The sequence below is a fragment of the Paraburkholderia phytofirmans OLGA172 genome, assembly GCF_001634365.1.
Taxonomy (GTDB): domain Bacteria; phylum Pseudomonadota; class Gammaproteobacteria; order Burkholderiales; family Burkholderiaceae; genus Paraburkholderia.
Genome location: NZ_CP014579.1, coordinates 2,476,396 through 2,499,021 on the forward strand (window position 1 = coordinate 2,476,396; position 22,626 = coordinate 2,499,021).

At 61.6% G+C, this 22,626-nt stretch carries 19 protein-coding genes and 1 pseudogene; 9 read left to right on the top strand and 11 right to left on the bottom strand.

Annotated features, from left to right (window positions below):
• Position 1 precedes the first annotated feature (1 nt).
• From AYM40_RS31030 to AYM40_RS31045, 4 genes are all read right to left on the bottom strand, one after another.
• The gene (locus AYM40_RS31030; RefSeq protein ID WP_063499833.1) at positions 2–433 is read right to left on the bottom strand and encodes a DoxX family protein; all 432 of its coding nucleotides are present in this window, start codon (positions 431–433) and stop codon (positions 2–4) included.
• 260 nt (positions 434–693) lie between these two features.
• The gene (locus AYM40_RS31035) at positions 694–1,149 is read right to left on the bottom strand and encodes an RbsD/FucU family protein (protein WP_063499834.1); all 456 of its coding nucleotides are present in this window, start codon (positions 1,147–1,149) and stop codon (positions 694–696) included.
• Positions 1,143–1,532 (bottom strand): hypothetical protein, encoded by a 390-nt coding sequence (locus tag AYM40_RS43915; RefSeq protein WP_236721005.1) that lies wholly within the window; start codon positions 1,530–1,532, stop codon positions 1,143–1,145. The genes AYM40_RS31035 and AYM40_RS43915 overlap by 7 nt, the downstream gene beginning before the upstream one ends.
• Before the next feature lie 35 nt (positions 1,533–1,567).
• The gene (locus AYM40_RS31045; RefSeq protein ID WP_063499835.1) at positions 1,568–1,936 is read right to left on the bottom strand and encodes a nuclear transport factor 2 family protein; all 369 of its coding nucleotides are present in this window, start codon (positions 1,934–1,936) and stop codon (positions 1,568–1,570) included.
• 293 nt (positions 1,937–2,229) lie between these two features.
• Here AYM40_RS31045 and AYM40_RS31050 point away from each other — a divergent pair, with 293 nt between their 5' ends.
• The 7 genes and pseudogenes from AYM40_RS31050 (at position 2,230) to flhC (ending at position 6,348) form a co-directional block, all read left to right on the top strand.
• Entirely contained in the window at positions 2,230–2,601 is a 372-nt protein-coding gene (locus AYM40_RS31050; RefSeq protein ID WP_063499836.1) for a type II toxin-antitoxin system RelE/ParE family toxin, read from the top strand.
• Entirely contained in the window at positions 2,598–2,900 is a 303-nt protein-coding gene (locus AYM40_RS31055; RefSeq protein ID WP_063499837.1) for an addiction module antidote protein, read from the top strand. Before AYM40_RS31050 ends, AYM40_RS31055 begins: the two co-directional genes overlap by 4 nt.
• 120 nt (positions 2,901–3,020) lie before the next feature.
• On the top strand, positions 3,021–3,935 hold the full coding sequence (locus tag AYM40_RS31060) for a helix-turn-helix domain-containing protein (protein ID WP_063499838.1): 915 nt from the start codon (positions 3,021–3,023) through the stop codon (positions 3,933–3,935).
• 141 nt (positions 3,936–4,076) lie between these two features.
• Entirely contained in the window at positions 4,077–4,607 is a 531-nt protein-coding gene (locus AYM40_RS31065) for a GNAT family N-acetyltransferase (RefSeq protein WP_063499839.1), read from the top strand.
• A 46-nt stretch (positions 4,608–4,653) separates the two neighbouring features.
• Positions 4,654–4,921 (top strand): annotated as a pseudogene (locus AYM40_RS39390) (YeeE/YedE thiosulfate transporter family protein); the annotation flags it as partial.
• Between the two features lie 522 nt (positions 4,922–5,443).
• Positions 5,444–5,764: a flagellar transcriptional regulator FlhD gene (gene flhD, locus AYM40_RS31070; RefSeq protein WP_035558891.1), complete on the top strand. Its 321-nt coding sequence runs from the start codon at positions 5,444–5,446 to the stop codon at positions 5,762–5,764.
• Positions 5,765–5,778: 14 nt separating this feature from the next.
• The gene (gene flhC / locus AYM40_RS31075; RefSeq protein WP_028194931.1) at positions 5,779–6,348 is read left to right on the top strand and encodes a flagellar transcriptional regulator FlhC; all 570 of its coding nucleotides are present in this window, start codon (positions 5,779–5,781) and stop codon (positions 6,346–6,348) included.
• A gap of 137 nt (positions 6,349–6,485) precedes the next feature.
• On the opposite strand, the gene AYM40_RS31080 is transcribed toward flhC, so the two are convergent.
• From AYM40_RS31080 to AYM40_RS31095, 4 genes are all read right to left on the bottom strand, one after another.
• A complete protein-coding gene (locus AYM40_RS31080) occupies positions 6,486–8,102 on the bottom strand; it encodes an efflux transporter outer membrane subunit (protein WP_063499840.1) in 1,617 nt (538 codons plus the stop codon).
• A 13-nt stretch (positions 8,103–8,115) separates the two neighbouring features.
• Complete coding sequence (locus tag AYM40_RS31085) at positions 8,116–11,301, bottom strand: efflux RND transporter permease subunit (RefSeq protein ID WP_063499841.1); 3,186 nt, start codon at positions 11,299–11,301, stop codon at positions 8,116–8,118.
• A gap of 74 nt (positions 11,302–11,375) precedes the next feature.
• On the bottom strand, positions 11,376–12,587 hold the full coding sequence (locus AYM40_RS31090; RefSeq protein ID WP_063499842.1) for an efflux RND transporter periplasmic adaptor subunit: 1,212 nt from the start codon (positions 12,585–12,587) through the stop codon (positions 11,376–11,378).
• Positions 12,588–12,636: 49 nt separating this feature from the next.
• Positions 12,637–13,491, bottom strand: a complete 855-nt coding sequence (locus tag AYM40_RS31095; RefSeq protein WP_063500824.1) for an alpha/beta hydrolase — start codon at positions 13,489–13,491, stop codon at positions 12,637–12,639.
• Between the two features lie 185 nt (positions 13,492–13,676).
• Here AYM40_RS31095 and AYM40_RS31100 point away from each other — a divergent pair, with 185 nt between their 5' ends.
• Together AYM40_RS31100 and AYM40_RS31105 are read left to right on the top strand one after the other, a co-directional pair.
• The gene (locus AYM40_RS31100) at positions 13,677–14,681 is read left to right on the top strand and encodes a LysR family transcriptional regulator (RefSeq protein WP_063499843.1); all 1,005 of its coding nucleotides are present in this window, start codon (positions 13,677–13,679) and stop codon (positions 14,679–14,681) included.
• 223 nt (positions 14,682–14,904) lie between these two features.
• Positions 14,905–15,213, top strand: coding sequence for a DUF4148 domain-containing protein (locus AYM40_RS31105; protein ID WP_063499844.1), 309 nt, complete (start codon positions 14,905–14,907; stop codon positions 15,211–15,213).
• Positions 15,214–15,520: 307 nt separating this feature from the next.
• Here the strand turns inward: AYM40_RS31105 and AYM40_RS31110 are convergent, their stop codons facing one another.
• From AYM40_RS31110 to AYM40_RS31120, 3 genes are all read right to left on the bottom strand, one after another.
• Positions 15,521–16,594 carry a purine-nucleoside phosphorylase gene (locus tag AYM40_RS31110; RefSeq protein ID WP_063499845.1) on the bottom strand — a complete coding sequence of 358 codons (1,074 nt, stop codon included), beginning with the start codon at positions 16,592–16,594 and terminating at the stop codon, positions 15,521–15,523.
• Between the two features lie 116 nt (positions 16,595–16,710).
• A complete protein-coding gene (locus tag AYM40_RS31115; RefSeq protein ID WP_063499846.1) occupies positions 16,711–17,616 on the bottom strand; it encodes a cation diffusion facilitator family transporter in 906 nt (301 codons plus the stop codon).
• 156 nt (positions 17,617–17,772) lie between these two features.
• Positions 17,773–22,614, bottom strand: coding sequence for an NAD-glutamate dehydrogenase (locus AYM40_RS31120; RefSeq protein WP_063499847.1), 4,842 nt, complete (start codon positions 22,612–22,614; stop codon positions 17,773–17,775).
• Positions 22,615–22,626: the final 12 nt, after the last annotated feature.

The following is a 22,626-nucleotide window of genomic DNA, read 5'->3' on the forward strand; positions in this document are numbered from 1 at the left end:
ATCAGAGATTCAGCCCACCGCGTGGCGCGCGCGCGCCGTCGATACTGATACGGCCCGCTCCGGTCACGAACAACAGCAGGAAACCACCGGCGATACCCATGTTCTTCCAGAAGTGGATCACCATATCGCGTTGCAAAGCGGGATCGGCAACGTTCCAGAAGTCATGGCCCAGCACCGCGGTTGCCACGGTGTAGACGGCCATGATGAGCGCGAGCGGCCGTACCTTGAAGCCGACGATCAGCAGCAGACCGCCGAGTGCTTCGACCACTGTTGCAATCGGTGCGGCGACCTGGACGAACGGCACCCCCTTCGAATGCAGATAGCCGACCAAGCCCGCATAACCCAGCAATTTCATCACGCCGCCCCACAAAAACAGCACGGCAAGAGCGATACGCGCAATGAGGATTACGCCGGAATCGACGGGACGCGTCATGGGGGGCTCCTGTAATGAATAAGCAGCAGACCCGGCCAGGTGGCCGCAGTTCCCCACTTTGCATCTGAGAATAGGTGCGTTGCCCGCCTTTTCCAAGCGCCGGCCGATGTGAAGGGCGCAGCTCGCGCGGTCTCGAGGGAAGGAAAAAGGCGACCGAGCACTCGGCGCATGTCCGATTCTGCACGGCACGGCCGGTATCGCCGCCGTGCTTATGCGCGAGGATGAGAGAAGCTCATGGGTTTCGCCACCGTGGTGAGGGACTATTGCTGCGGCGCATCCGGCGCGAGCAAAACACCCTTTGTAAAAACGAAGCAGCCGTAACCGCGCTCTTCGCCGGTAGCGATCACGCAATAGGCTTTGCGCGCCCGCTCATAGAATGCGAAACGTTCGACCGAAGCAAACGGCACCTCGCGCCCTTCCGCCGCATTGATCTCGATCTGCGCTTCGCGCTGAACCGCCGGAATCGTATTCGGCTCGCCCACCACTTCCATCCGCGACGCAGGCCGCTCGATGAATGTATCCAGCGGCATCACCGACAGAATCGCGCGCGGTGCGTTCACGCCATCGAGGCGCAGCAGCTTGCCCAACACCGTCTCCTGCGCGACGGACGCGCCCGGGAAGTTGGCGTCGCAAACCACCAGTTCGTCGCCATGCCCCATCGAGCGTAGTGCATGCAGCACATCGGCATTCAGCAGCGGGTCCAGATTCTTCAGCACGGTGTCTCCTTGAGGTCTGGTTGACGGCTGGCCGCCGAGGTTCGAACGGTTTGTCCCTGTCGCACATCGCGATCGATTGTAGCAAGACGGTCGCGCACCGTCCGTTGCCGGCGGCTCATCGTCAATCTGCTTTTCCGCACGGTGCGGCAAGCGGCTTTCTGGCGGCATTGCCACCGCAGCCATCCGACCAACGCGAGCAGCACGAGTCCCGCGCCACCCACCACCGGTTCGCGCCAGGCCAGCAACGCAGTGAAGGTGAACGCGCGCGTGCCAGCCAGCAGCGCGAAGCCGGCGATCGCGCTGGAAAGCGCGTCGACGGCGCCCGACAGACGCGCGAACGTGAGGACGGTACCAGCAGTCGTAGAAACAACGGACTCGTGCATGATCGTCTCCGTGAAAAACTGCGAGTTGCGAGTTGTCAGCTGGCGGCAGGCACCTGGTCGAGGAAGCCGGTCACCGCCTGCAGGCGGCCGCGTGCGTCGAGCACGCCGAAGTCGGAACCCTTGACGATCGCTTCACCTGCCGGCGTGGTGAGTGCCCACGAAAAGCGCAGCCGGTTCGCAAAGCCGTCGACCTCGGTCGTGCGGTGAAACGTGTGGTGCGGGAAGCGCTCATGCACCGCACGGATCATCGCGTCGATGCCGTCATGGCCCACGCCAGCCAGCAACGGATCGCGATAGTCGGCATCGGCGGCCCACGTCGCGGCGATCAGTTCGCGGCGGCGCGCTGCATCGGTTTCATTCCATGCGTCGAAATAACGGTCGATCAGATCGGTATGCGCATTCATCTCAGACTCCTTGATTGGCATGACTGAGCACTACGCTCGGCAGACACGTTGTATGCGGCGGGCTCGGAGTGAAGATTGGCGGCTCGAGCGCAGCGCGTCGATTACGTGGGAGGTAAGCATCCGGATGCATCGAGATGAAAAACTGCGCCCTGTTTCCCGCCGGATTGGCCATCCGGCCGAATCGTCACGCGCTGCGTCAGCCGCTAACCTCGTGGGGCAAATGGGGGCCGCGCAACGTTGACGCGCGGCATGTGACGAACTGAACGGGTGCGGACACGAGCCGCTTTTTCAATATGGTTTTTACACTTGCAAGATCGTATCTAGAAGGATACACTCGTCAGCAGATCGGTTCACCGCCTGTGTACACGGTCAACCGCACCGAGGAATTCGACAGCTGGCTTGCCGGCCTCGCAGACTTAAGAGCGAGGGCAAAAATCCTGGTGCGGGTCCGGCGTGCGGAGCGAGGTCATTTCGGCGACGTAAAGCTGCTGGAAGACGGTGTGTCCGAGATGCGCATCGATTGCGGTCCCGGCTATCGGGTCTACTTCGCGCGCGAAGGGCGCATGGTGTACCTGCTGCTCTGCGGTGGCGACAAGTCCACGCAGCCGGCCGACATCAAGCATGCCAAATCAATGTGGGCAGCAATCAGAAAGGAACTGTCATGAGCAAAGTCAAAACCGCACGGTTCGACGCATCGCACTACCTCGATAGCGAGGAAATGATCGCTGAATATCTCAACGCTGCACTGGAAGAAGGCGACGCCGACCTCCTCCTCGCCGCGATCGCCGACATCGCAAAAGCACGCGGCATCGCGAAGGTCGCGGCTGACGCCGGGCTCGGGCGCGAAAGCCTCTATAAAACACTCGCGCCGGGCTCCAAACCGCGCATGGATACGGTGTTCAAACTGCTTCGGGCGCTGGGCGTCAAACTCAACGCCGTGCCGGAAGGTGTGGCGCACGCCTGATTCGCGCTTGCCTCGTTGTCGCTTGGGGCAACGCTCTGAATGGGCTGCGTATTCGTGGGCGCTCCTACGCTTTCTCGGGTGCTCCGGGGTATTCCGGGGTATTCCATTACCCGCCAGGTAATGGATCGCTACCGCGCTTTGGCTATCATCGGCAGTATGAACACACTCTCTCTTGCGCAAACCATCCCGTCGAACGGGCCGACGGCAAGCCGCACGGTCGGCGATCTGCTGCGCGAATGGCGGCAACGGCGAAGAATGAGCCAGTTATTGCTCGCCGCCGAAGCCGATATTTCAACGCGGCATCTGAGCTTCGTCGAATCAGGCCGTGCAGTGCCCAGCCGGGAAATGGTCATGCACCTCGCCGAGCGGCTCGACGTGCCACTGCGTGCGCGCAATGCACTGCTGATCGCGGCGGGTTATGCGCCGCTGTTCCGCGAACGTCCCTTGACGGATCCGCAGCTGGCCGCTGCGCGCGAGGCAGTCGAGTTGGTGCTCAAAGGTCACGAGCCGTATCCGGCACTCGCGATCGACCGCCACTGGACCATCGTTGCAGCGAACAATGCGCTCGCGCCGCTGCTCGCGGGCGCAAGCCCGGAACTGCTGAAACCGCCGGTCAATGCGATGCGACTGAGCTTGCATCCGGACGGCATCGCAGCGTCGATCGTCAATTGGCATGCCTGGCGTGCGCACGCGCTGTCCCGACTCCAGCGGCAAATCGACGTAAGTGGTGACGGCACGTTGAGCGCATTGCGCGACGAGCTAGCCGCGTATCCTGCTCCGCCCGGCGCGGAAGTGGCCGGCCACGACGACACCGCAAGTCATCAAGTCGCCGTGCCGCTGCGGCTGCGCACGCCGATCGGCGAGCTATCGTTCCTCAGCACGACCACGGTATTCGGCACACCGGTGGATGTGACACTGTCGGAACTTGCCATCGAAGCGTTCTTTCCCGCCGATCAGCAAACCGCAGCGGCCTTGCGCGAGTTCGCCGAAAGCCAACGCGCAGAGGGGCAAAAGGCTGAAGCCGTGAAGCCATAGCAGGACCGCCGAACTGCAGAACTGCAGAACTGCAGAAGGCAGAACGCAGAACGCAGAACGCAGAACGCAGAACGCAGGGCATCATCGAACACTGCGTTGTTACAGTCTGCAGCGCCATTCGAACCACACAGAGAGACCCATTTGATCAACAGCGCCCCACTGATCCGCCAACTCGGTCCGGCCGACCGCGACGCCTACTTCCAGCTTCGTCTGCGCGGACTGAAGGCACATCCGGAGTCGTTCGGTCAAAGCTACGAGGAAGCAGTGGCCAAAGGCGCCGCGCGACATGACGCAATGTTGCAGGGCGCGCGCGCAGCCGAAGGCGACTTTTTGCTCGGTGCTTTCGCATCAGCCAATGCGCCGTTGATCGGCGTGGTCGGATTACTGCGCAGCCAGCGCGACAAGGAACGGCACAAGGCCTCCGTCGTCGGCATGTATGTCGCTCCGGAAGCTGCGGGCCGTGGGGTCGGGCGCGGGTTGCTTGACGAGTTGCTGGCGCGAGCGGCGCAAATAGAAGGCCTGCGGCAAATCCAGTTGATGGTGGGTAGCCGGAACGAGGCGGCACGCAAACTCTATGAGTCGCTTGGCTTTCGCAAATATGGCTGCGAGATCGGCGCGTTGAACGTCAACGGCGTGTTTCACGACGCCGATCTGATGGCGCGCTTCATGTAACAGCTATCGGTGACCAATCCTGCCCTCAGGGCGTGCGGCCCGCGGCGCAGCGCGCACCGATCGTTACGCATCGCTCTGGAAGATGCCGGTCCGCTCGCTGATTACGGCGCTGGCCGGCAGCCTGATGCTCGGCTGCAGAACCCGTCTGGCCTACGGTTGTCACATCGGAGCCTATTTCAGCGGCATCGTGTCAGACAGCTTACGCGGCTGGCTGTGGCTGGTCGCCGCCTTCGCGCAACGTACTCGTACTCGTCACCCGCCTGCGTCCGGCGTTCGTACTCGAAGTCGAACGGGTCCGCGCAAACGGTTGCTAGAAGTTACAAATGCCGCCTCATTTGTAACCGGGGCCACATCGACCTGTTACACCTCTGATTTGTCCCCCACAGCCGTGCAAGTGAGCGGTATTTATTACTTTTAATCGGCTCCGCTTTCTATTTCCTTTCCGATTCCATACTGATTTTCCGGTTCTCGACCGGGCACCCATCATTGTTCAGATGAAAGACTCTATATCCCACCACACAAGGGTTTTCATGGATCAGACAAAATTCACAGGCGACAAAAAATCTGCTAAGCACCCTCTATTACAGGACCGTGAAATAGTTACCGAAATTTGACGTATCTTTTCGGGATATTTTTTTTAGAAGGGATTGATTTCTTGTTTTACCCTTCATACAATTCGTCCCAAGCTGTTACGAGATGTAACGCTATGTATCAAAGAGTCGCTGTCTGTATCAGGTGGTGACATGTAGCCGGAGGACAACATTTCCGGCGAGGCACAAAAGACATAACGGCAAAAAATGCCGACATAGTAATTCGGGGCTTCGGAAACACAGAAAATGGACCGTAGCAGCGAGACGCTGGATTCAATCCGCGAGATCAACTTGTCTTACATCATGCTCGCGCAACGTATGTTGCGTGAGGACAAACCGGTCGGCATGTTCCGGCTGGGACTGTCGTCGGAACTGGCTGATTTGCTTGCCGGGCTGTCGCTCGCGCAGATCGTCAAGCTGGCCGCTTCCGATCAGCTTTTATGCTTCTTCCGCTTCAACGACCACGCCATGTTGTCGGCGTTGACACAAACGACGAAGCATGCAGCAGTTGCACCAACTCACGCGGCGATCCTGCTTGCAGGCCAGCCCGCTGAGCAGTTTGCTTAATCGAGGTGACCGCGATGCTCAAGCGTAGCCTGACGGAAGACGCACAAGAAGTATTCCGTGCCATCGCGCTGATTGAACTTGGCGCGCGCATGCAGGTGCTAGAAAGCGAGTTGACGCTTTCGCGCGACCGCATGATCCGCCTGTACCGCGAGGTCAAAGGTGTATCGCCGCCCAAGGGCATGCTGCCGTTCTCGGCGGATTGGTACATGACATGGCTGGCGAACATCCACGCGTCGTTGTTCTACAACACGTACCTGTTCCTGAAGAACGAAGCACGTTGCTCGCACCTGGATGCGCTGACCAAAGGGTATCGGCTGTATCTGGAACATTGCCAGCACAGCGAAACCGAACCGGTGCTGGATCTGACGCGTGCATGGACGCTGGTGCGTTTCTTCGACGCCAACATCCTGCAGCTGACCAAATGCTGCCGTTGCACCGGTAAGTTCGTCGCGCACAAGCACGACCTGCAACACAACGTGGTGTGTGGCGCCTGCCAGCCGCCGTCGCGCGCCGGCAAGACCAAGAAGGCCGCCGCGGCTCGCCAGGAAGCGCTCGAAGCAGCGCAGATTGCGCAAGCCGCCTGAGTTGAGTTGAATCGATGAGGGCCGGTCCAGCCTGATTCGAACCGAAGCACCCAGGAAAAAGGTCCGCCCAAAAAAACCCGGGCCGCGCTTTTGCGCAACCCGGCGTTCTTCACCAGCCAACCAGCTAAAAGCAAACCCTAGCGCGTCGCGACCTGATCCACCGGCACAGAAGCAGTTGCATCAGCAGAAGCCCGAGCCGCACCCGAAGCCGGCGCAACCGCCCCCACCGCCTCATCGCCCGCAGGCTTCACATCGCCCCAGCCGCCGCCCAGCGCGCGAATCAGATTCACGGTCGCCACCGCCTGCGTGCCCGACAGGTGACTCGCCTGCAATTGCGAAGTCAGCACCTGCCGCTCGCCGTCGATCACATCCAGATAACTGACCGCGCCTTCCGTGTACTGCGTGCGCGACAGATGCGCCGCACGTTGCGAGGCCACGACCGCATCGTTCTGCTCGCGAATCTGATCGTCGAGCAAACGCAGATCGGCCAGATTGTCCTCGACCTCACGGAACGCCACGAGCACCTGCTGACGATACTGGGCCACATCCTCGTCGTACTTCGAGCGAGCCTGCGCGAGGTTTGCCTTGCGACGGCCGCCGTCGAACAGCGGCACGGTCAACGCGGTACCGGCAAACGGCCCGAGAATGAACGCACGGCTCGACCACATGAACAGATCGCCGAGCGTCGCCGACTCGAACCCAAGCGCGCCCGTGATGTCGAGCTTCGGGAAAAACGCCGACTTCGCCAGGCCGACCCGCGCATTCGCCGCCATCATCGCCCGCTCTGCCGCCGAAATGTCCGGCCGACGTTCGAGCAGCGCCGAAGGCAAACCTGGCGGCACGCGCACCGTCACCGGCACGAGCGGCGCTTCCGCGAACGAGAAGTCCGCCGGCGGCTTGCCGAGCAGAATTGCAAGGCTATGCTCGGAGGCCGCGCGCTGACGCGCCACGCCCACTGCATCCGCACGCGCACTCGCCAGTTCGTTGCGAGCGCGAGAAACATCCAGCTCGCCGATATCGCCTTCCCTGAAACGGCGCTCGACCAGTTTCAGCGTGTCCTCGCGCAACGCCACGGTACGGCGGTACAGGTCCTGATCCGTGTCGAGCTCGCGCAACTGGAAGTAGTTCTGCGCGACGTCAGCCTGCAGCGACAACTGCACCGATCGGAACAGTGCCTCGGTTTGCTGCTCGTCGGCACGCGTCGCATTCACATTCGACCCGATTCGCCCGAACAGATCGGTCTCATACGACGCGCCCACCTGGGCGCGCCAGATCGTGCCCGTCGTGCCGCCCGCGCTATCCGGCTGGAATTGCGAGGCCGCCGACGCACGTTCGCGCGTCGGCCCAAAGCCCCCGTCGAGCTTAGGGAACCAGTCCGATTTCGCCGCCTGGGTCACCGCGCGCGCCTGTTGCACACGCGCCGCGGCCGCCTTCAGGTCCTGATTCGCAGCAGCAGCCTGCTCTTCCAGCGCATTGAGCTGCGGGTCGCCGAAAACCGTCCACCATGCGCCGCGATGCGCGTCGTCCGCGGGTTGAGCCTGCTTCCAGGTGCCCGTGTCCTGCGGCGATGCGGCGGACGTAGCCGATGTAGCCGACGCACCCGACGCAGCAGCAGGCGCTTCCTTGAACGCAACCGGCGTATCCACCTCCGGGCGCTTATACGTGGGCTCCACGGAGCAGGCTGCAAGCAGCGCCACCAGCAAGCCGCTGGCAGCCGCTCCGCCCCACCCGCTTAAAGATTCAAAACGCTTCATTATTGTTTTCTCCTCAGGCGTCCGTCACCGGCGCCCCAAGGTGCGGTGCGTCTTTCTGCGCGACGTGAATCGTCCCGCCCGCCAACGAACGCAGCACCACATAGAACACGGGGGTCAGCATCAGGCCGAACAGCGTCACGCCGAGCATGCCGAAGAACACCGCGATACCCATCGCGTGACGCATCTCCGAACCCGCACCGCTCGAGATCACCAGCGGCACCACACCCATGATGAAAGCGATCGACGTCATCAGAATGGGACGCAGACGCAAACGGCTCGCCTCGATCGCCGCCGCCAGCGGCGTACGCCCGTCATGCTCCAACTCCCGGGCGAACTCGACGATCAGAATCGCGTTCTTCGCGGACAGCCCCACCAGCACCATCAAACCGATCTGCGTGAAGATGTTGTTGTCGCCACCCGTGAGCCACACACCGGTGAGCGCGGACAGCACGCTCATCGGCACGATCAGGATCACCGCGAGCGGCAGGGTCAGGCTTTCGTACAACGCTGCCAGCACGAGAAACACGAGCAGCACGCTGATTGGGAATACCCACAAGCCCGCGTTGCCGGCGATGATTTGCTGATACGTCAGGTCGGTCCATTCGAGCTTCACACCGTGCGGCAAGATTTCGGCCGCCACGCGTTCGGCCGCGGCTTGCGCCTGGCCCGACGAGTAGCCCGGCGCCGGACCACCATTGATGTCGGCAGCCGTATAGCCGTTGTAACGCACCACCATTTCCGGACCGTATGTAGGCGTCACCGTCACCAGCGACGACAAAGGCACCATGTCGCCCGCAGCATTGCGTGTCTTCAGTTGCAGGATGTCGTCCGCACGTTGACGGAACGGCGCATCTGCCTGCACCCGCACCTGATACACACGGCCGAAGCGGTTGAAGTCGTTGACATACAGCGAGCCCAGATAGATCTGCATCGTGTTGAACACGTCCGTGACCGGCACGCCGAGTTGCTTGGCCTTCACGCGATCCAGATCGACGTTCAGTTGCGGCACATTGATCTGGTAGCTCGAGAACGTCGGTCCAAGTTCAGGCGTTTGCGCTGCTTTTTTCACGAACGCTTCCGCCGCCTTGTTCAACTCCGCATAGCCGACCGCGCCGTGGTCCTCCAACTGCATCTTGAAGCCGCCCAACGTACCGAGGCCGAGAACGGGCGGCGGTGGGAACACCGCGACGAACGAATCCTTGATTGCGCCGTACTGCTGGTTCAACGCGCCGGCAATCGCACCGGCCGAGAGCTTCTTGCTGCCGCGTTCCTTGAAAGGCTTCAACGTCACGAACACGATGCCGGCGCTCGAGCTATTGGTGAAACCGTTCACCGACAAACCCGGGAATGCCACCGCGCTTTCAACGCCCGGCTGCTTCAGCGCAATCGCGCTCATGTCGCGGATCACTTTTTCCGTGCGATCCAGCGATGCACCGTTCGGCAGTTGCGCAAACGCGATCAGATACTCCTTGTCTTGCGCCGGCACGAAGCCACCCGGCACGACACGCGAGATCAGCACCGTTGCGCCCAGCAGGATCGCGTAGACCGCGAGCATCGCGCCCTTACGGCGCAGCACGCCCGTCACGCCGCGGCCATATTCCGTCGAGCCGCGCTGGAACACCTTGTTGAAGCCCTTGAAGAAGCGGCCCAGCACGCGATTCATCACCCGCGTCAGGAAGTCTTCCTTGGCGCCATGGCCACGCAACAGCATCGCGGACAAAGCCGGCGACAAGGTCAGCGAATTGAATGCCGAGATCACCGTCGAGATCGCGATGGTCATCGCGAACTGCTTGTAGAACTGGCCCGTCAAGCCGGTCATGAAAGCGAGCGGCACGAACACGGCGACCAGCGTCAGCGCGATGGCGATAATCGGCCCACTCACTTCCTGCATGGCCTTATAGGTCGCATCGCGCGCACTGAGTCCGTTTTCGATGTTCCGTTCGACGTTCTCCACCACCACGATCGCATCGTCCACCACGATCCCGATGGCCAGCACCATCCCAAACAATGACAACGCATTGATCGAGAAGCCGAACGCAAGCAGCAACGAGAACGTTCCGACGATCGACACCGGTACCGCAATCAACGGAATGATCGACGCACGCCACGTCTGCAGGAACACGATCACCACGATCACCACCAGGGCAATCGCTTCGAGCAGCGTGTGGATCACCGCTTCGATACTCGCGCGCACGAACTGTGTCGGGTCATAGACGATCTTGTATTCGACGCCCGGCGGCATGTCTTCCGCCAGCTCTTTCATCGTTGTACGAACCTGATCGGAAATCGCCAGCGAGTTCGCCCCCGGCGCCTGATTGATGGCGAGCGCAACCGCCGGCTTGTTGTCGAGCAGCGAACGCAGGCCGTATTCCGACGCCGCCAGTTCGATACGCGCGATATCACGCAGGTACGTCACGCCGCCGTCCGGCGCGGTTTTGACGATGATGTCACCGAATTCGCCCTCAGTCTTCAAACGGCCACGCGCATTCACCGACAACTGCAATTGCGTGCCCGGCACCGAAGGCGATGCGCCGATCACACCGGCTGCCACCTGAATGTTCTGCTCGCGGATTGCGTTGACCACTTCGGTCGCCGTCAAACCGCGCTGTGCGACCTTCTGCGGATCGAGCCAGATGCGCATCGAGTAGTCGCCCGAACCCCACAACTGTACTTCGCCGACGCCCTGAATCCGCGCCAGCCGGTCCTTGACGTTGAGCAGTGCGTAGTTGCGCAGATACGTCATGTCGTAGCGGTTGTTCGGCGAGATCAGGTGGACCACCATTGTCAGCGTGGGCGAACTCTTGATGGTCGTGATGCCGAGGCGCTGCACGTCTTCCGGCAAGCGCGGCAGCGCCTGGTTGACGCGGTTCTGCACCAGCTGCGTCGCAAGGTCCGGATTGGTGCCGAGCTTGAAGGTCACCGTCAGCGTGAGATTGCCGTCGCTATTGGCTTGCGACTGCATGTACAGCATGTTCTCGACGCCGTTGATCTGCTCTTCGAGCGGCGCGGCGACGGCCTCGGCGATCACTTTCGGATTGGCGCCCGGATATTGCGCGTGCACCACCACCGAAGGCGGCACGACTTCCGGGTACTCCGAAATCGGCAGCTTGAAGAGCGCAATGATGCCCCCCAGCAGGATCAATACCGAGAGCACGCCGGCAAAGATCGGTCGATCGATGAAGAATTTGGATATGTTCATGGGAAGCTCTTAACGTTGGAGCATGTGCCAGCTACGGCCAGGTACCAAGACCGGATAAGCGCGGCGCACGAGGCTCACGAATTCTTGTCCGCTGGTTTCGCTCGTGTCTGCGCGAGCGGCGCGCTGTTCGGATCCTGATCGGCGCTCATCGGCACCATGTGAGCGCGTACTGCATCGCCCGGACGCACGCGCTGGATACCGTTCACGACGATCCGGTCGGTCGCCTGCAAACCGCCCTTGACGACGCGCAGGTTGCCCTGCATGTCGCCCACCGCGATTTCCCGGTACACGACGTGGTTGCTCTGGTCGAGCACCAGCACGAACTTCTTGTCCTGATCGGTGCCCACCGCGGCGTCGTCGATCAGCAGTGCGGGATGCGGCTCGCTGCCGCCGACCTTCACGCGTGCATACAGGCCTGGGATCAATGCCCCATCCTGGTTGTCGAAGCGCGCGCGCACCCGGATCGTGCCGGACGACGTATCCAGCCGGTTGTCGACGGATTCGATCGTGCCGCTGCGCGAGTAGCCGCTTTCATCCGCCAGACCCAGACCCACCGGCACCTTGCTGCCATCCTTCGCGCGGCTCAGGTATTGCAGGTAGGTTTGTTCGTCGACGTCGAACGATGCATAGATCGGCGAAACCGACACCAGCGTGGTTAGGGGCGCCGAGCTTGCGCCCGCCGACACCACATTGCCCACCGTGATTTCCGCACGCGAGACGCGGCCCGACACCGGCGCGACGATCTTCGTGTAGCCGAGATTGATGCGTGCGGTTTCGACGGCGGCTTGCGCGGCCTTCAGGTTGGCGCTCGCTTCGCGCGCGGCGTTCTGCTTCTCGTCGTAATCGCGCCGGGCGATCGCGTTGTCGGTGATCAGGCGTTGCGCGCGTTCCCAATCGCTTTGCGTGTAGCCCGTCCGCGCTTGCGCCGCCGCGAGTTGCGCTTCGGCGCGATCGACTTCGGCTGCGTACGGACGCGGATCGATCACGAACAGCGTGTCGCCCTTCTTCACGAGCGCGCCGTCCTTGAAGTTGACGGACACGATCGTGCCCGGCACCTGCGAGCGGACGTCCACTTTTTCGACCGCTTCGAGGCGGCCCGAATAGCTTTGCCAGTCGGTGATGGTCTTTTGCACCACGGTGGCCACATCGACTTCCGGCACGATGGTGGGCGCAGCGGGCGAGCTCGCGTCGACACGAATCGCGCCGAACGTGCCCAGCCCGGCCACGACGATGACGGCTAGCGCGGCAATCGCCACACGGCGACGGGAAAGAGGAAGGATAGTCATGAGAAGCTCCCGGTATCGTTGATTAAAGTTCTGCTTATTTGTTTGTGTCTCAGCGATGAGCGCGCGCGTCGAAGCGCCACTGAAAAAATCGCACCGCTTCCTGCAAGGCGGGCGGATGGTCGGCCAACGCGGCGTGCGAGATGCTGGGACAGCGGACCACGAGGGTCAGCACACCCGCGTCGATCAGACTGCTCGCGTACTTCTCCGCTTCCACATGCAGCACGTCGTTTTGCGCCGTCACGATCAGCGTGGCCGGCAGCCCCGCGAGGCGTGACGATTCGAGCGGCGCGGCATACGGATGCATGCGTTGCGACGCTTGCGGCAGATACGCGCGATAACACGCCGCGCATTCCTTCGCGGTGATGTCCGAACCTAAGCGCTGCTCGTCCCCCAGACGCGTGAGGCTCGGATCGAGCATCGGCCCGAACAGCGCCTGCGCGGCGATGCGCACGTCGCCGCGATCGCGCGCGATGAAAGCGAGGCAATTGGCCAACTGCCCGCCCGCATCGTGGCCCGCCACGGCGATCTTCTTGCTATTCCCGCCAAACGCGCGTGCTCTTGTCCGCACCCACAGCGCCGCGCGATGTGCGTCTTCAGGCGCCGCCGGAAACGGAAATTGCGGCGCCAGCGAATAACCGACCGAAACGACCAAAGCCGGTAAGTGTTCTGCGAAATAACGCGCGGCGTAGTCGGCCTGATCGATCGAGCCCTTGGTAAAACCGCCGCCGTGGAAATAAAGCAGTACCGGCAGTGCGGTTTTCTGTGACGGCCGGTACAAACGCAGCGTAATGTCCTGTGCGTGCCCTTCGATCTGCACGTCAGTGATCTCGAGTGCCGTGCTGTTGGCCTGTGCCGGGCCGCTGCCGGCGGGCACAAAGGCGTACGGCGGTTTAAATGCATCCATGTCGAGCCGCGCAATGCGCATAGAACTTCAATGGTGCGAATTGTGGGTTCGGCAGATTCCTAAATAAATGCCTATAATCCGGCAACACAATTCGGCGTCCCCGAACAATCGGACGGGATTACTCTGTGGATTCGCTGCAGATTCGAACCCTGCCTGGAGCGCCGGCCCCTTTTAGGAGGTTTGCAATGGACCGGCTTCAGGCCATGCAAGTGTTCACGCGCGTCGTCGACACCAACAGCTTTACCCGTGCGGCGGAAACGCTCGACCTGCCGCGCGCATCGGTTACCACCATCATTCAGAACCTCGAAGCGTTCCTCGGCACGCGTCTGATGCACCGGACCACGCGGCGTTTGTCGCTGACGCCGGACGGTGCTGCGTATTACGAGCGCTGCGTGCGCATCCTTGCGGACGTCGAAGAGACCGAGGCCAGCTTCCAGAGCGGCAATAAGAAACCACACGGCAAGCTGCGCATCGACATGCCGGGATCGATCGGGCGCTTGCTGGTGATTCCTTCGCTGTGCGAATTCCACACGCGTTACCCGGACATCGACCTGCAGCTCGGATTGACGGACCGGCCCGTCGATCTGCTGCAGGAAGGCGTGGATTGCGTGGTGCGTGTGGGTGCGCTACAGGATTCTTCGCTGGTAGCGCGGCGTATCGGTTTGTTCGAGGGCGTGACATGCGCGGCCCCCGGCTACATCGAGCGCGCGGGCATGCCGGCTTCGCTCGACGACCTCGACAATCACAAAGCAGTCAATTACTTTTCGAGCCGCACGGGGCGCACGATCGATTGGGCCTTCATGGTTGATGGCAAAGAGATCGAAGTAAAGATGAAGGGCATTGTGTCGGTGAACGACGCCGATGCCTACGTAACTTGCGGACTGGAAGGCTTTGGCCTGATTCAGCCGGCGCTCTTCATGGTGCTGCCGCATCTGCGTTCGGGCCAGCTGGTTGAAGTGCTGCCGGAGCTGAAGCCTTTGCCGATGCCGATTTCCGCGGTTTATCCGCACAGTCGGCATCTGTCGCCTAAAGTCCGCGTTTTCGTAGACTGGATTGCCGAGCTGTTTGACCGCTGCCCGTTGCTGAGCGGACGCGGCGGTCTGGACGCGACGTGCACGAAGCGTACTTTCGAAGAACGCGAATCTGCTCCAATGCTCGATACGCCGGTGATAACGGAGTGGGTTGCTTAACGCGGGTTATTTGAAGTACAAAATCTGGAACAGTGAATTTCAACCGCGGCTCTAATGCCGCGGTTGCCCGACAGTAACCGGGTGACACGCGCGTTGCCGCGATTGTTCCAGAATCGCGACAATTCATTTCGCGAAAGTGCGATTTATCCACACCGCTTCGAAGTCTACATTTCACCCTGTCGCAGCGCTGCTTGCGCTGCCAATGAATCGACAGGAGTGAATCATGAAACGCAAACTCTTAGCAGGTCTGGTTCTTTCGCTGCTTGCCAGCGCACCGGTGTTCGCTCAAAGCAACGGCGGCGGCATTGGCCGTGCAGGCACATACGAAACGCAACCGACGCCGACTGTGGGCGGCAAGACCCGTGCAGAGGTGAATGCCGAATTGGTCGCGGCGTATCGCGATGGTTCGCTGCCTGCGCTGAATCGTACGTCGTATCCGAATAAAGGTCTGATTGGTCAGACGCAGGCTGCGCGGATTGCATTGCAGGAAGGCACCGGCGGTGACGTCACCCGCGTCGCCAACGGGCAGTAAGGCGAATACGCCGCGATGATTCGGTTTCCAAAAGAAATTTTCATCGCGGTGGGATTTTTTCACTCTTTACAAAGGAGCATGTTATGACACCGTCTGAACTTGATCATTGGGATATGGATGCGCCGGTGTGGACGCCTTATCGGGCGCCGCAGCGATAAAGGTTCGGTTTGTTTTTTTGCCTGCGCGGCGCGCGGTTTTTCTGTATGCCTGCTGGGTTGGTCTTTTTTTGCTTGTCTGTGCGGCGTTTTTTTCTGTGCGCTTGTGCCATAAAAACACAGACAAACAAGCGCTGCCAAAGGCAAAAAATCTACTTCTTCGGCACCCCCTCCCGCCACTCGCCCCAATGGGCAACAATTTCCTGCACAAGCGGATTCCCCGACCTGTACAGGTTCTCAATAGCAATCGTAAAACCCCCTTGCGCAGCATAGTCAAGCAGATTATCCGCACTAGTCTGCCCATCGTATGGCCGATCAAAATCAGACCCAGCCCGCAGCACGGCAACGCGATTCAAATCGACCTTATGCACGGAGGCCGCGCGCTTAAGCGCCTCATACGTAGCGTTATCCTCCTGCTGCGTAGTGCAATAGACACCGTTGCCCTCCGTCAAGATTCTGGTCCAATCCCGAGCCCGCTGCCCAAGCAGCGTCCCTGACCACCAGGTATCCCCTGCCAACGTATCGCATTGAATGACAGTAGGTGGCCGATTCGCAGGCGCATACGAATACTTGGCCCGCGCAGCCTGCGCCTGAGCGTTATCGGACAGCACAACTCTACGGGACAAAGCAAACGCAGTATCGGCCAACTGGGTATTCAACTGAAACACCTCCGTCCGATAGTCGAGCGGCGGCTTATCCGCAGGGCTCCTGGTGTTGATTCCAAGGTAGCCGGTATTCCAGCCGGCCGGAATCTCCCGCCCATCGATCTCCCACTGAATTCCAAAATCGACGAGATACTTCGCCCACGCGGCAGACCCGACCGTGCCCTGCTGCGGATCGATCCCGGCAATACCCGCCACCATAAAGTACGTATGCCGCAAATCGAAGCGCGGCGAGAAGGTCAACGCCATGATCGACGCGGCAGCGTTGCTATGCCCCATGCCAGTGGTCATGACACACACGTCCTGCTTATTGCAATGAACCGTCGGGTAGTCGGGCGATAAACCTTCGACCGCAATCTCGCGCCATGGCCCAAGCCGATCGAGCCACACTTGCCCCTCCGGTCCGAACATCGAAATGATCATCACCTTGACCGGTTGCCCGTGCGAGCCGCCGTCGCCTTGCGAGAAGCCATCGTTGCCGTCCGCGCTGGCAGGGCCGGATGTGAAGGCGGCGCAAGCCGCGAGGGTAATGACGGAGATTGCACCGAGTGCGCGCGTCAGCATCGTGATCCTTCCTTTTGCTTGTGATGCAGATTGGCTAATGGGCTGCTTTCAAGCCGAATGAAGTATAGATGCGAAGAATTTATTTTCCACTACGTATCGCGGTATCAGACAATGCATCAAACCCGCGGCACATCCGGTTCAAAAAACACCCAGCGCACTTGCGGAAATGCCGCCTGCAGGTCCGCTTCGATCACGTTGATCGCATCGACCATCGCTCGGCCGCTCGCGTAGTCGATCATTTCGGCCTGCACGGCCACCACTACATGACGGCCCCACTGCAGCGTAATCATGTTGATGATGCTGCGAATCTCCGACCGGGCGCGCAGATGCGACTCGATCGCGCGACGCACTTCCGGGCCCGCCGATTCGCCGACGATCATCGACTTCACTTCGCGCGCCACCAGCCACGCAATCACCATCAGCAGCAAACCAACGCCGATCGAGCCCAACGCGTCGTAGACGGGATTACCGGTCACCATCGTCAGCAGCACGGCGACGAAGGCCATCGCAAGACCCACCAACGCGGCAATGTCCTCGCCGGCCACCACCAGCAGCTCGGACTCGCGCGTTTCGCGAAACCAGCGCCATAGGCTTTTGTCGGGATGCGTCTTGCGGATTTCCTTAACCGCGCCCCACAACGAAAGCGCTTCGAGCACCACCGAAACGCCGAGTACGACGAGCGCCACATAGGCATGCTGCAAAGGCTCGCGCGCAAACAGACGATGCACGCCCTCGTACACCGAAAACGCGCCGCCGACAAAGAACAGCAGCAACGCCACCAGCAGCGAATAGAAATTGATCTCGCGGCCGCCGCCCATGGGATGCAACGGGCTCGCGGGCTTGCGCGCTTCACGCAAGCCGAATAGCAGCAGCAGTTGGTTACCGCAGTCGGCGGTCGAGTGAATGGCTTCGGCGAACATCGAGCCGGAACCGGTAAACGTGGCAGCAGCGAACTTGCAGACGGCAATGCCGAGGTTGGCGGCAAGCGCATAGAAAATGGCTTTCGGCGATTCTTCGTTCATCGTCGTGGAGGGCGTCCGGGAGTTTACAGAGCGCTTTCGGTTGGCAATAGTTCGTATTATGGACATGCCAGACTGCATGCGTCCAACCCCGGCGCTGTTTTGTGCCGGGTTCCGTGACGCATGCAGTGCCTCTACCTTCGCTCGCGGTCCCTCGCGCTATGCCCTTTCGAGCGCAGCCATCTCCCGCACGATCACCAGCAGCATCGACAGGCTCGCGCCGCCCGTGGCCCGCAGATCGGCCAGCAGGCGCGCGTAACGCTCGAGTTGCGCGGTGCGCTTCTCGCGCCACGCGTGAACCAATAGGTCCGGCGTCGAAGCCTCGTCGGCGTCGGCCAGTGCGCTCGTGGTCAGCGCACGTTTCAGGCGGGCGAGTTCCGCCAGCGCCGTCGCGCGCGCCAGCATGTCCCAGTGCGTGGGCGCCGGCAGTGCGGCCGCGCGCTCGCTGATCCAGCTGTAGTTCAGCAGCGTACCGAGCGCGAAGTAGACGCCAGCCACGAGTTCGAGACTGCGCCCGCAGGTCGACGACACCTCGGCGATGTCGAGCAAAGCCGCCGAGATCTCGCCGCTGGCGATTCGCACCGCCAGTTCGCTATCGACACCGGCGTCCACGAGCGCGCGTTGCCGCTCGGACAGCGTGTCGAGATCGGCGCCCGGCAGCAGCGCGGGCCATTGCGGCGCGAGGCGTTGCGCCGCGTCGCGACAACGTGCAAGCAAGCCGGCGACGTCGCCGTCGCTGACCGCCCCCGATTGCAACTGCCGCAGAAACCACAGCGCAGAGCGTTCGACGAGCCGCGCCACTTCGACGAACATGCGTGCCTGCACATCGTCGGCGACACGGTTATCCAGCGCGTCGATACTGCGCCACACGTCGTCGAGATCGAACACGTCGCGCGCCATGATGCAGGCCCGCACGATGTCGCCGGGCTTCGCATCGGTCTCTTCCATCAGGCGATGCACGAACTCGCAGCCCACGCGATTCACCAACGCATTGGTCAGATGCGTTGCGAGGATTTCGCGCCGCAAAGGGTGACGTTGCATCGGTTCGCTAAAGCGCTGCCGCAACGGCTTCGGAAAGTATTCGATCAGCATGTCGCTGACGAGCGGGTCTTCCGGCATCGACGATTCGAGCAGTGCGTCGTACAGCCACATCTTGCTATAGGCAAGCAGCACCGCGCGCTCGGGCGTGGTCAGCCCTTGTTTCGCCGCCTGGCGTTCGGCGACTTCTTCGTCAGTCGGCAAGAACTCGATCACGCGGTTCAGGCGGCCCGCGCGTTCCAGGTAACGCATCAGGCGCGCTTCGGCATCGAGCAATTCGACGCCGTAGCGGCCCGCAATCGAGAGCGCCTGGGTCTGGTAATAGTTGTCCTGCAAGACGAGCAAGCCGACTTCATCGGTCATTTCCGCGAGCAGTGCATTGCGCTGTTTCTCAGTCATTTCACCGTCGGAGACGACCAGCCCCAGCAGAATCTTGATGTTGACCTCGTGGTCCGAACAGTCGACGCCGGCGGAGTTGTCGATCGCATCGGTATTGATGCGGCCGCCGCGCTGCGCAAATTCAATACGCCCGAGTTGCGTGAGGCCGAGATTGCCGCCTTCCGCGACGACTTTGCAGTGCAGATCGGCGCCGTTGACGCGGATCGCATCATTGGCGCGGTCGCCGACCTGCAGATGCGTTTCACCGGTCGCCTTCACATAGGTGCCGATGCCGCCGTTGTAGAGCAGATCGACCGGCGCCTGCAGAATGGCGCGCATCAATTCAGCGGGTGCGAGCGCCGGCGCGCTGATGCCAAGTACCGACTGCACCGCCGCAGACAACGGAATCGTCTTGGCGGTGCGGGGAAACACCCCCCCGCCGGCCGAGATCAGCGACGGATCGTAGTCGGCCCAACTCGACCGGTCGAGAACGAACAGGCGCCCACGTTCCGCAAGGCTTATCGCTGGATCGGGATTCGGATCGAGGAAAATATGCCGGTGGTCGAACGCGGCCACCAGCTTGATATGCGGCGACAACAGCATGCCATTGCCGAACACGTCGCCCGACATATCGCCGACGCCCACCACGGTGAAATCAGCCGCCTGCGTATCGACGCCCATTTCCCGGAAGTGCCGCTTGACCGACTCCCACGCGCCGCGCGCCGTGATCGCCATTTTTTTGTGGTCATAGCCGACCGAACCGCCCGACGCAAAGGCGTCGTCGAGCCAGAAGCCGTATTCCTGTGAAATCGCGTTCGCGTAGTCGGAGAAGGTGGCCGTGCCCTTGTCGGCGGCGACCACCAGATAGGGATCGTCGGGATCATGCCGCACCACATCGGGCGGCGGCACCACTGCCGTACCGGCGAGGTTGTCGGTCAAATCGAGCAGGCCGCGCAGGAACGTCTGATAGCAGGCGATGCCTTCACGCATCCATGCGTCGCGCTCGGTCTGCGGCGGCGGATTCTTCACGACGAAACCGCCTTTGGAGCCGACCGGCACGATCACCACGTTCTTCACCATCTGCGCCTTCATCAAGCCGAGCACTTCCGTGCGGAAGTCCTCACGCCGATCCGACCAGCGCAGCCCGCCGCGCGCGACACGGCCGCCGCGCAAATGCACACCCTCCACTCGCGGCGAGTACACCCAGATTTCGAACATCGGTTTCGGTTCAGGCAAACCGGGCACATGCGCGGGATCGAATTTGAACGACAGATACGGCTTCGGATGGCCGTCGGCATTGAAGCGATAGTAATTCGTGCGTTGCGTCGCCTTGATGACGCCGAGGAATTGCCGGAGTATCCGGTCCTCGTCGAGATTCGGCACCTGATCGAGCGCGCTGTCGATCGTCTTCAACAAGCTGGCGACGCGGATCTCGCGCGTATCGCCGAGCACCGGATCGAAGCGCGCAATGAACAACTCCACGAGCATGCGGGCGATCGCCGGATTGCCGGTGACCGCGCGTTCGATATACGCGTCGCTGAAGGTCGAACCCACTTGCCTCAGGTACTTGGCATAAGCACGCAGAATCGTCACCTCGCGCGCGCTCAGTTGCGCGCGCAGCACGAGGCGGTTGAAATCGTCGCTTTCGATGCCGCCGGTCCACACCTGTTCGAACGCATCTTCGAAAAGATCCTTCACGCGTTCGATATCGAACTCCGCATCGTCCGCGAGTTCGAGGCCGAAGTCGTGAATCCAGGCTGGCGTGGCGTCGAGCGCTTCGATCAGATAAGGCCGCTCTTCATCGACACGCACGCCGAGATGCTCGAGCATCGGCAAGCTGCGCGACAACGCAATGGGCAAGCCCGCACGATAAACCTTGAAACGAAACGCGCGCGGCCCTGCTTCGATCGGGCGGTACAGGTTCATGGCGAGCCGCTCGCTGCCCTGCACGCGCTCGATCAGCTCGATATCACGCACCGCGGTGCGGGCCGGATAGTCGTCGCGATAGCCTGGGGGAAACGAATCCGCATAGTGTTGCAAGAGACGGTTGCCCTGCTCCTCGCCGAACGCGTCGATCAATGCGTCAGCGAGATCGTCCTGCCAGCGGCGCGTGACCTGCACGAGCCGCGCTTCGAGTTCGCGCGTATCGACACGGGGCATGCCACCCGGCTTCGCATGCACGACGAAATGAATACGCGCGAGGGTCGACTCGGACAACAGCGGCGTGAATTCGACACTTTCGCCATTGAATGCATCGGCCAGCAGGTTGGCAATGCGCTGCCGCAGATCGGTGTTGTACTTGTCGCGCGGGACGAATACGAGGCACGACACGAAGCGGTCGAACCGGTCACGCCGCACGAACAGGCGCGTGCGCTGATGCTCCTGCAAACGCAGCACACCCAGCGCGATATCGTAGAGCTGGTTTTCCTCGGCCTGAAAGAGTTCGTCGCGCGGATAGGTTTCGAGCACCGTCACCAGCGATTTGGCCAGATGGCCCTTCGGCAGGAAACCGGCCCGCCGCACGATGTTCGCGCATTTGCGCCGCACGATCGGAATCTCCGAGGCCGACACCAGATATGCGGTAGACGTATACAGGCCGATAAAGCGCCGCTCGCCGGTCACCTTGCCGTCCGCCCCGGTCAGCTTGATGCCGACATAATCCAGATAGCCCGGCCGATGCACCGTCGCGCGCGAGTTGGCCTTGGTCAGGAAAATGGGCGACGAGCCGGAGATGATCTCCGCGGCCGCCGGTGGCAACGGCGTGACTTCGGCCGCGCCCTCGGGACGCGGCGCGTCACGCAGGATGCCGAGCCCGGAGCCGGGCACCGCGCGCAGGCCAAAGCCGATATCGTGCTGCACCAGTTCGTAGTCGCGCTGGCCGAGAAACGTGAAATGATCGGCCACCATCCATTCGAGGAACGCGCGAGCCTCGACACCTTCGGGCCCTGCCTCGCCGGCCTTCATGCCTTTGACGGTGACACGCGCGAGTTCGACGATCTTCGGCCAGTCTTCCACCGCGGCGCGCACGTCGTGCAGCACTCTGGCGATCTCGTCACGCAATGCGTCGAGCTTCGCTGCGTCGCCGCAACGGTCGACTTCAAAGTGAATGAACGAGGCGAGCTGCGAGCGCGTATCGGCTGCGTCCTCCGCGCCTTGGCCCACGCGCACGATGCTGCCATCCGGCCCACGCCAGATGCGAAACACCGGATGCACGACGGAATGCAGCGCGAGTCCGAGGCGGTTGACCGCCATCGAGACCGAATCGACCAGAAACGGCATGTCGTCGTTGACGATCTCGATCACCGTGTGATCGGAATGCCAGCCGTGCTGTTCGAGTATCGGGTTGTAGACGCGCAGCCGTTCGCTGCCTGGCACGAAGCGCTGCGCGGTTTGCCAGTGCGCGAGCGCCGCGCCGTAAAGATCGGCGATCGAGCGGCTCTGCAGATCGTCGGCGTCGACGAAATCGTAGTAGTGCCGCAGGAAAGGCTCGACGACTTTGAAGGTCGGCTCCGGCAAGCGCCCGCGTGCAAACTCGACGACATCGTTCAGCAGGTGCGTGACGGCTTCTTCATTCTTTGCTTGCATGATCAACTCCCC

Excerpts from the sequence above, each read along its gene's own strand:
- AYM40_RS43915 (WP_236721005.1), bottom strand. The coding sequence starts at position 1,532 with ATGCACGAGTCCGTTGTTTCTACGACTGCTGGTACCGTCCTCACGTTC.
- AYM40_RS31080 (WP_063499840.1), bottom strand. The coding sequence starts at position 8,102 with ATGAAGCGTTTTGAATCTTTAAGCGGGTGGGGCGGAGCGGCTGCCAGC.
- AYM40_RS31045 (WP_063499835.1), bottom strand. The coding sequence starts at position 1,936 with ATGAATGCGCATACCGATCTGATCGACCGTTATTTCGACGCATGGAAT.
- AYM40_RS31110 (WP_063499845.1), bottom strand. The coding sequence starts at position 16,594 with ATGCTGACGCGCGCACTCGGTGCAATCTCCGTCATTACCCTCGCGGCT.
- AYM40_RS31100 (WP_063499843.1), top strand. The coding sequence starts at position 13,677 with ATGGACCGGCTTCAGGCCATGCAAGTGTTCACGCGCGTCGTCGACACC.
- flhC (WP_028194931.1), top strand. The coding sequence starts at position 5,779 with ATGCTCAAGCGTAGCCTGACGGAAGACGCACAAGAAGTATTCCGTGCC.
- AYM40_RS31115 (WP_063499846.1), bottom strand. The coding sequence starts at position 17,616 with ATGAACGAAGAATCGCCGAAAGCCATTTTCTATGCGCTTGCCGCCAAC.
- AYM40_RS31050 (WP_063499836.1), top strand. The coding sequence starts at position 2,230 with ATGGTTTTTACACTTGCAAGATCGTATCTAGAAGGATACACTCGTCAG.
- AYM40_RS31030 (WP_063499833.1), bottom strand. The coding sequence starts at position 433 with ATGACGCGTCCCGTCGATTCCGGCGTAATCCTCATTGCGCGTATCGCT.
- AYM40_RS31105 (WP_063499844.1), top strand. The coding sequence starts at position 14,905 with ATGAAACGCAAACTCTTAGCAGGTCTGGTTCTTTCGCTGCTTGCCAGC.
- flhD (WP_035558891.1), top strand. The coding sequence starts at position 5,444 with ATGGACCGTAGCAGCGAGACGCTGGATTCAATCCGCGAGATCAACTTG.
- AYM40_RS31085 (WP_063499841.1), bottom strand. The coding sequence starts at position 11,301 with ATGAACATATCCAAATTCTTCATCGATCGACCGATCTTTGCCGGCGTG.
- AYM40_RS31095 (WP_063500824.1), bottom strand. The coding sequence starts at position 13,491 with ATGGATGCATTTAAACCGCCGTACGCCTTTGTGCCCGCCGGCAGCGGC.
- AYM40_RS31090 (WP_063499842.1), bottom strand. The coding sequence starts at position 12,587 with ATGACTATCCTTCCTCTTTCCCGTCGCCGTGTGGCGATTGCCGCGCTA.
- AYM40_RS31120 (WP_063499847.1), bottom strand. The coding sequence starts at position 22,614 with ATGCAAGCAAAGAATGAAGAAGCCGTCACGCACCTGCTGAACGATGTC.
- AYM40_RS31060 (WP_063499838.1), top strand. The coding sequence starts at position 3,021 with ATGGATCGCTACCGCGCTTTGGCTATCATCGGCAGTATGAACACACTC.
- AYM40_RS31055 (WP_063499837.1), top strand. The coding sequence starts at position 2,598 with ATGAGCAAAGTCAAAACCGCACGGTTCGACGCATCGCACTACCTCGAT.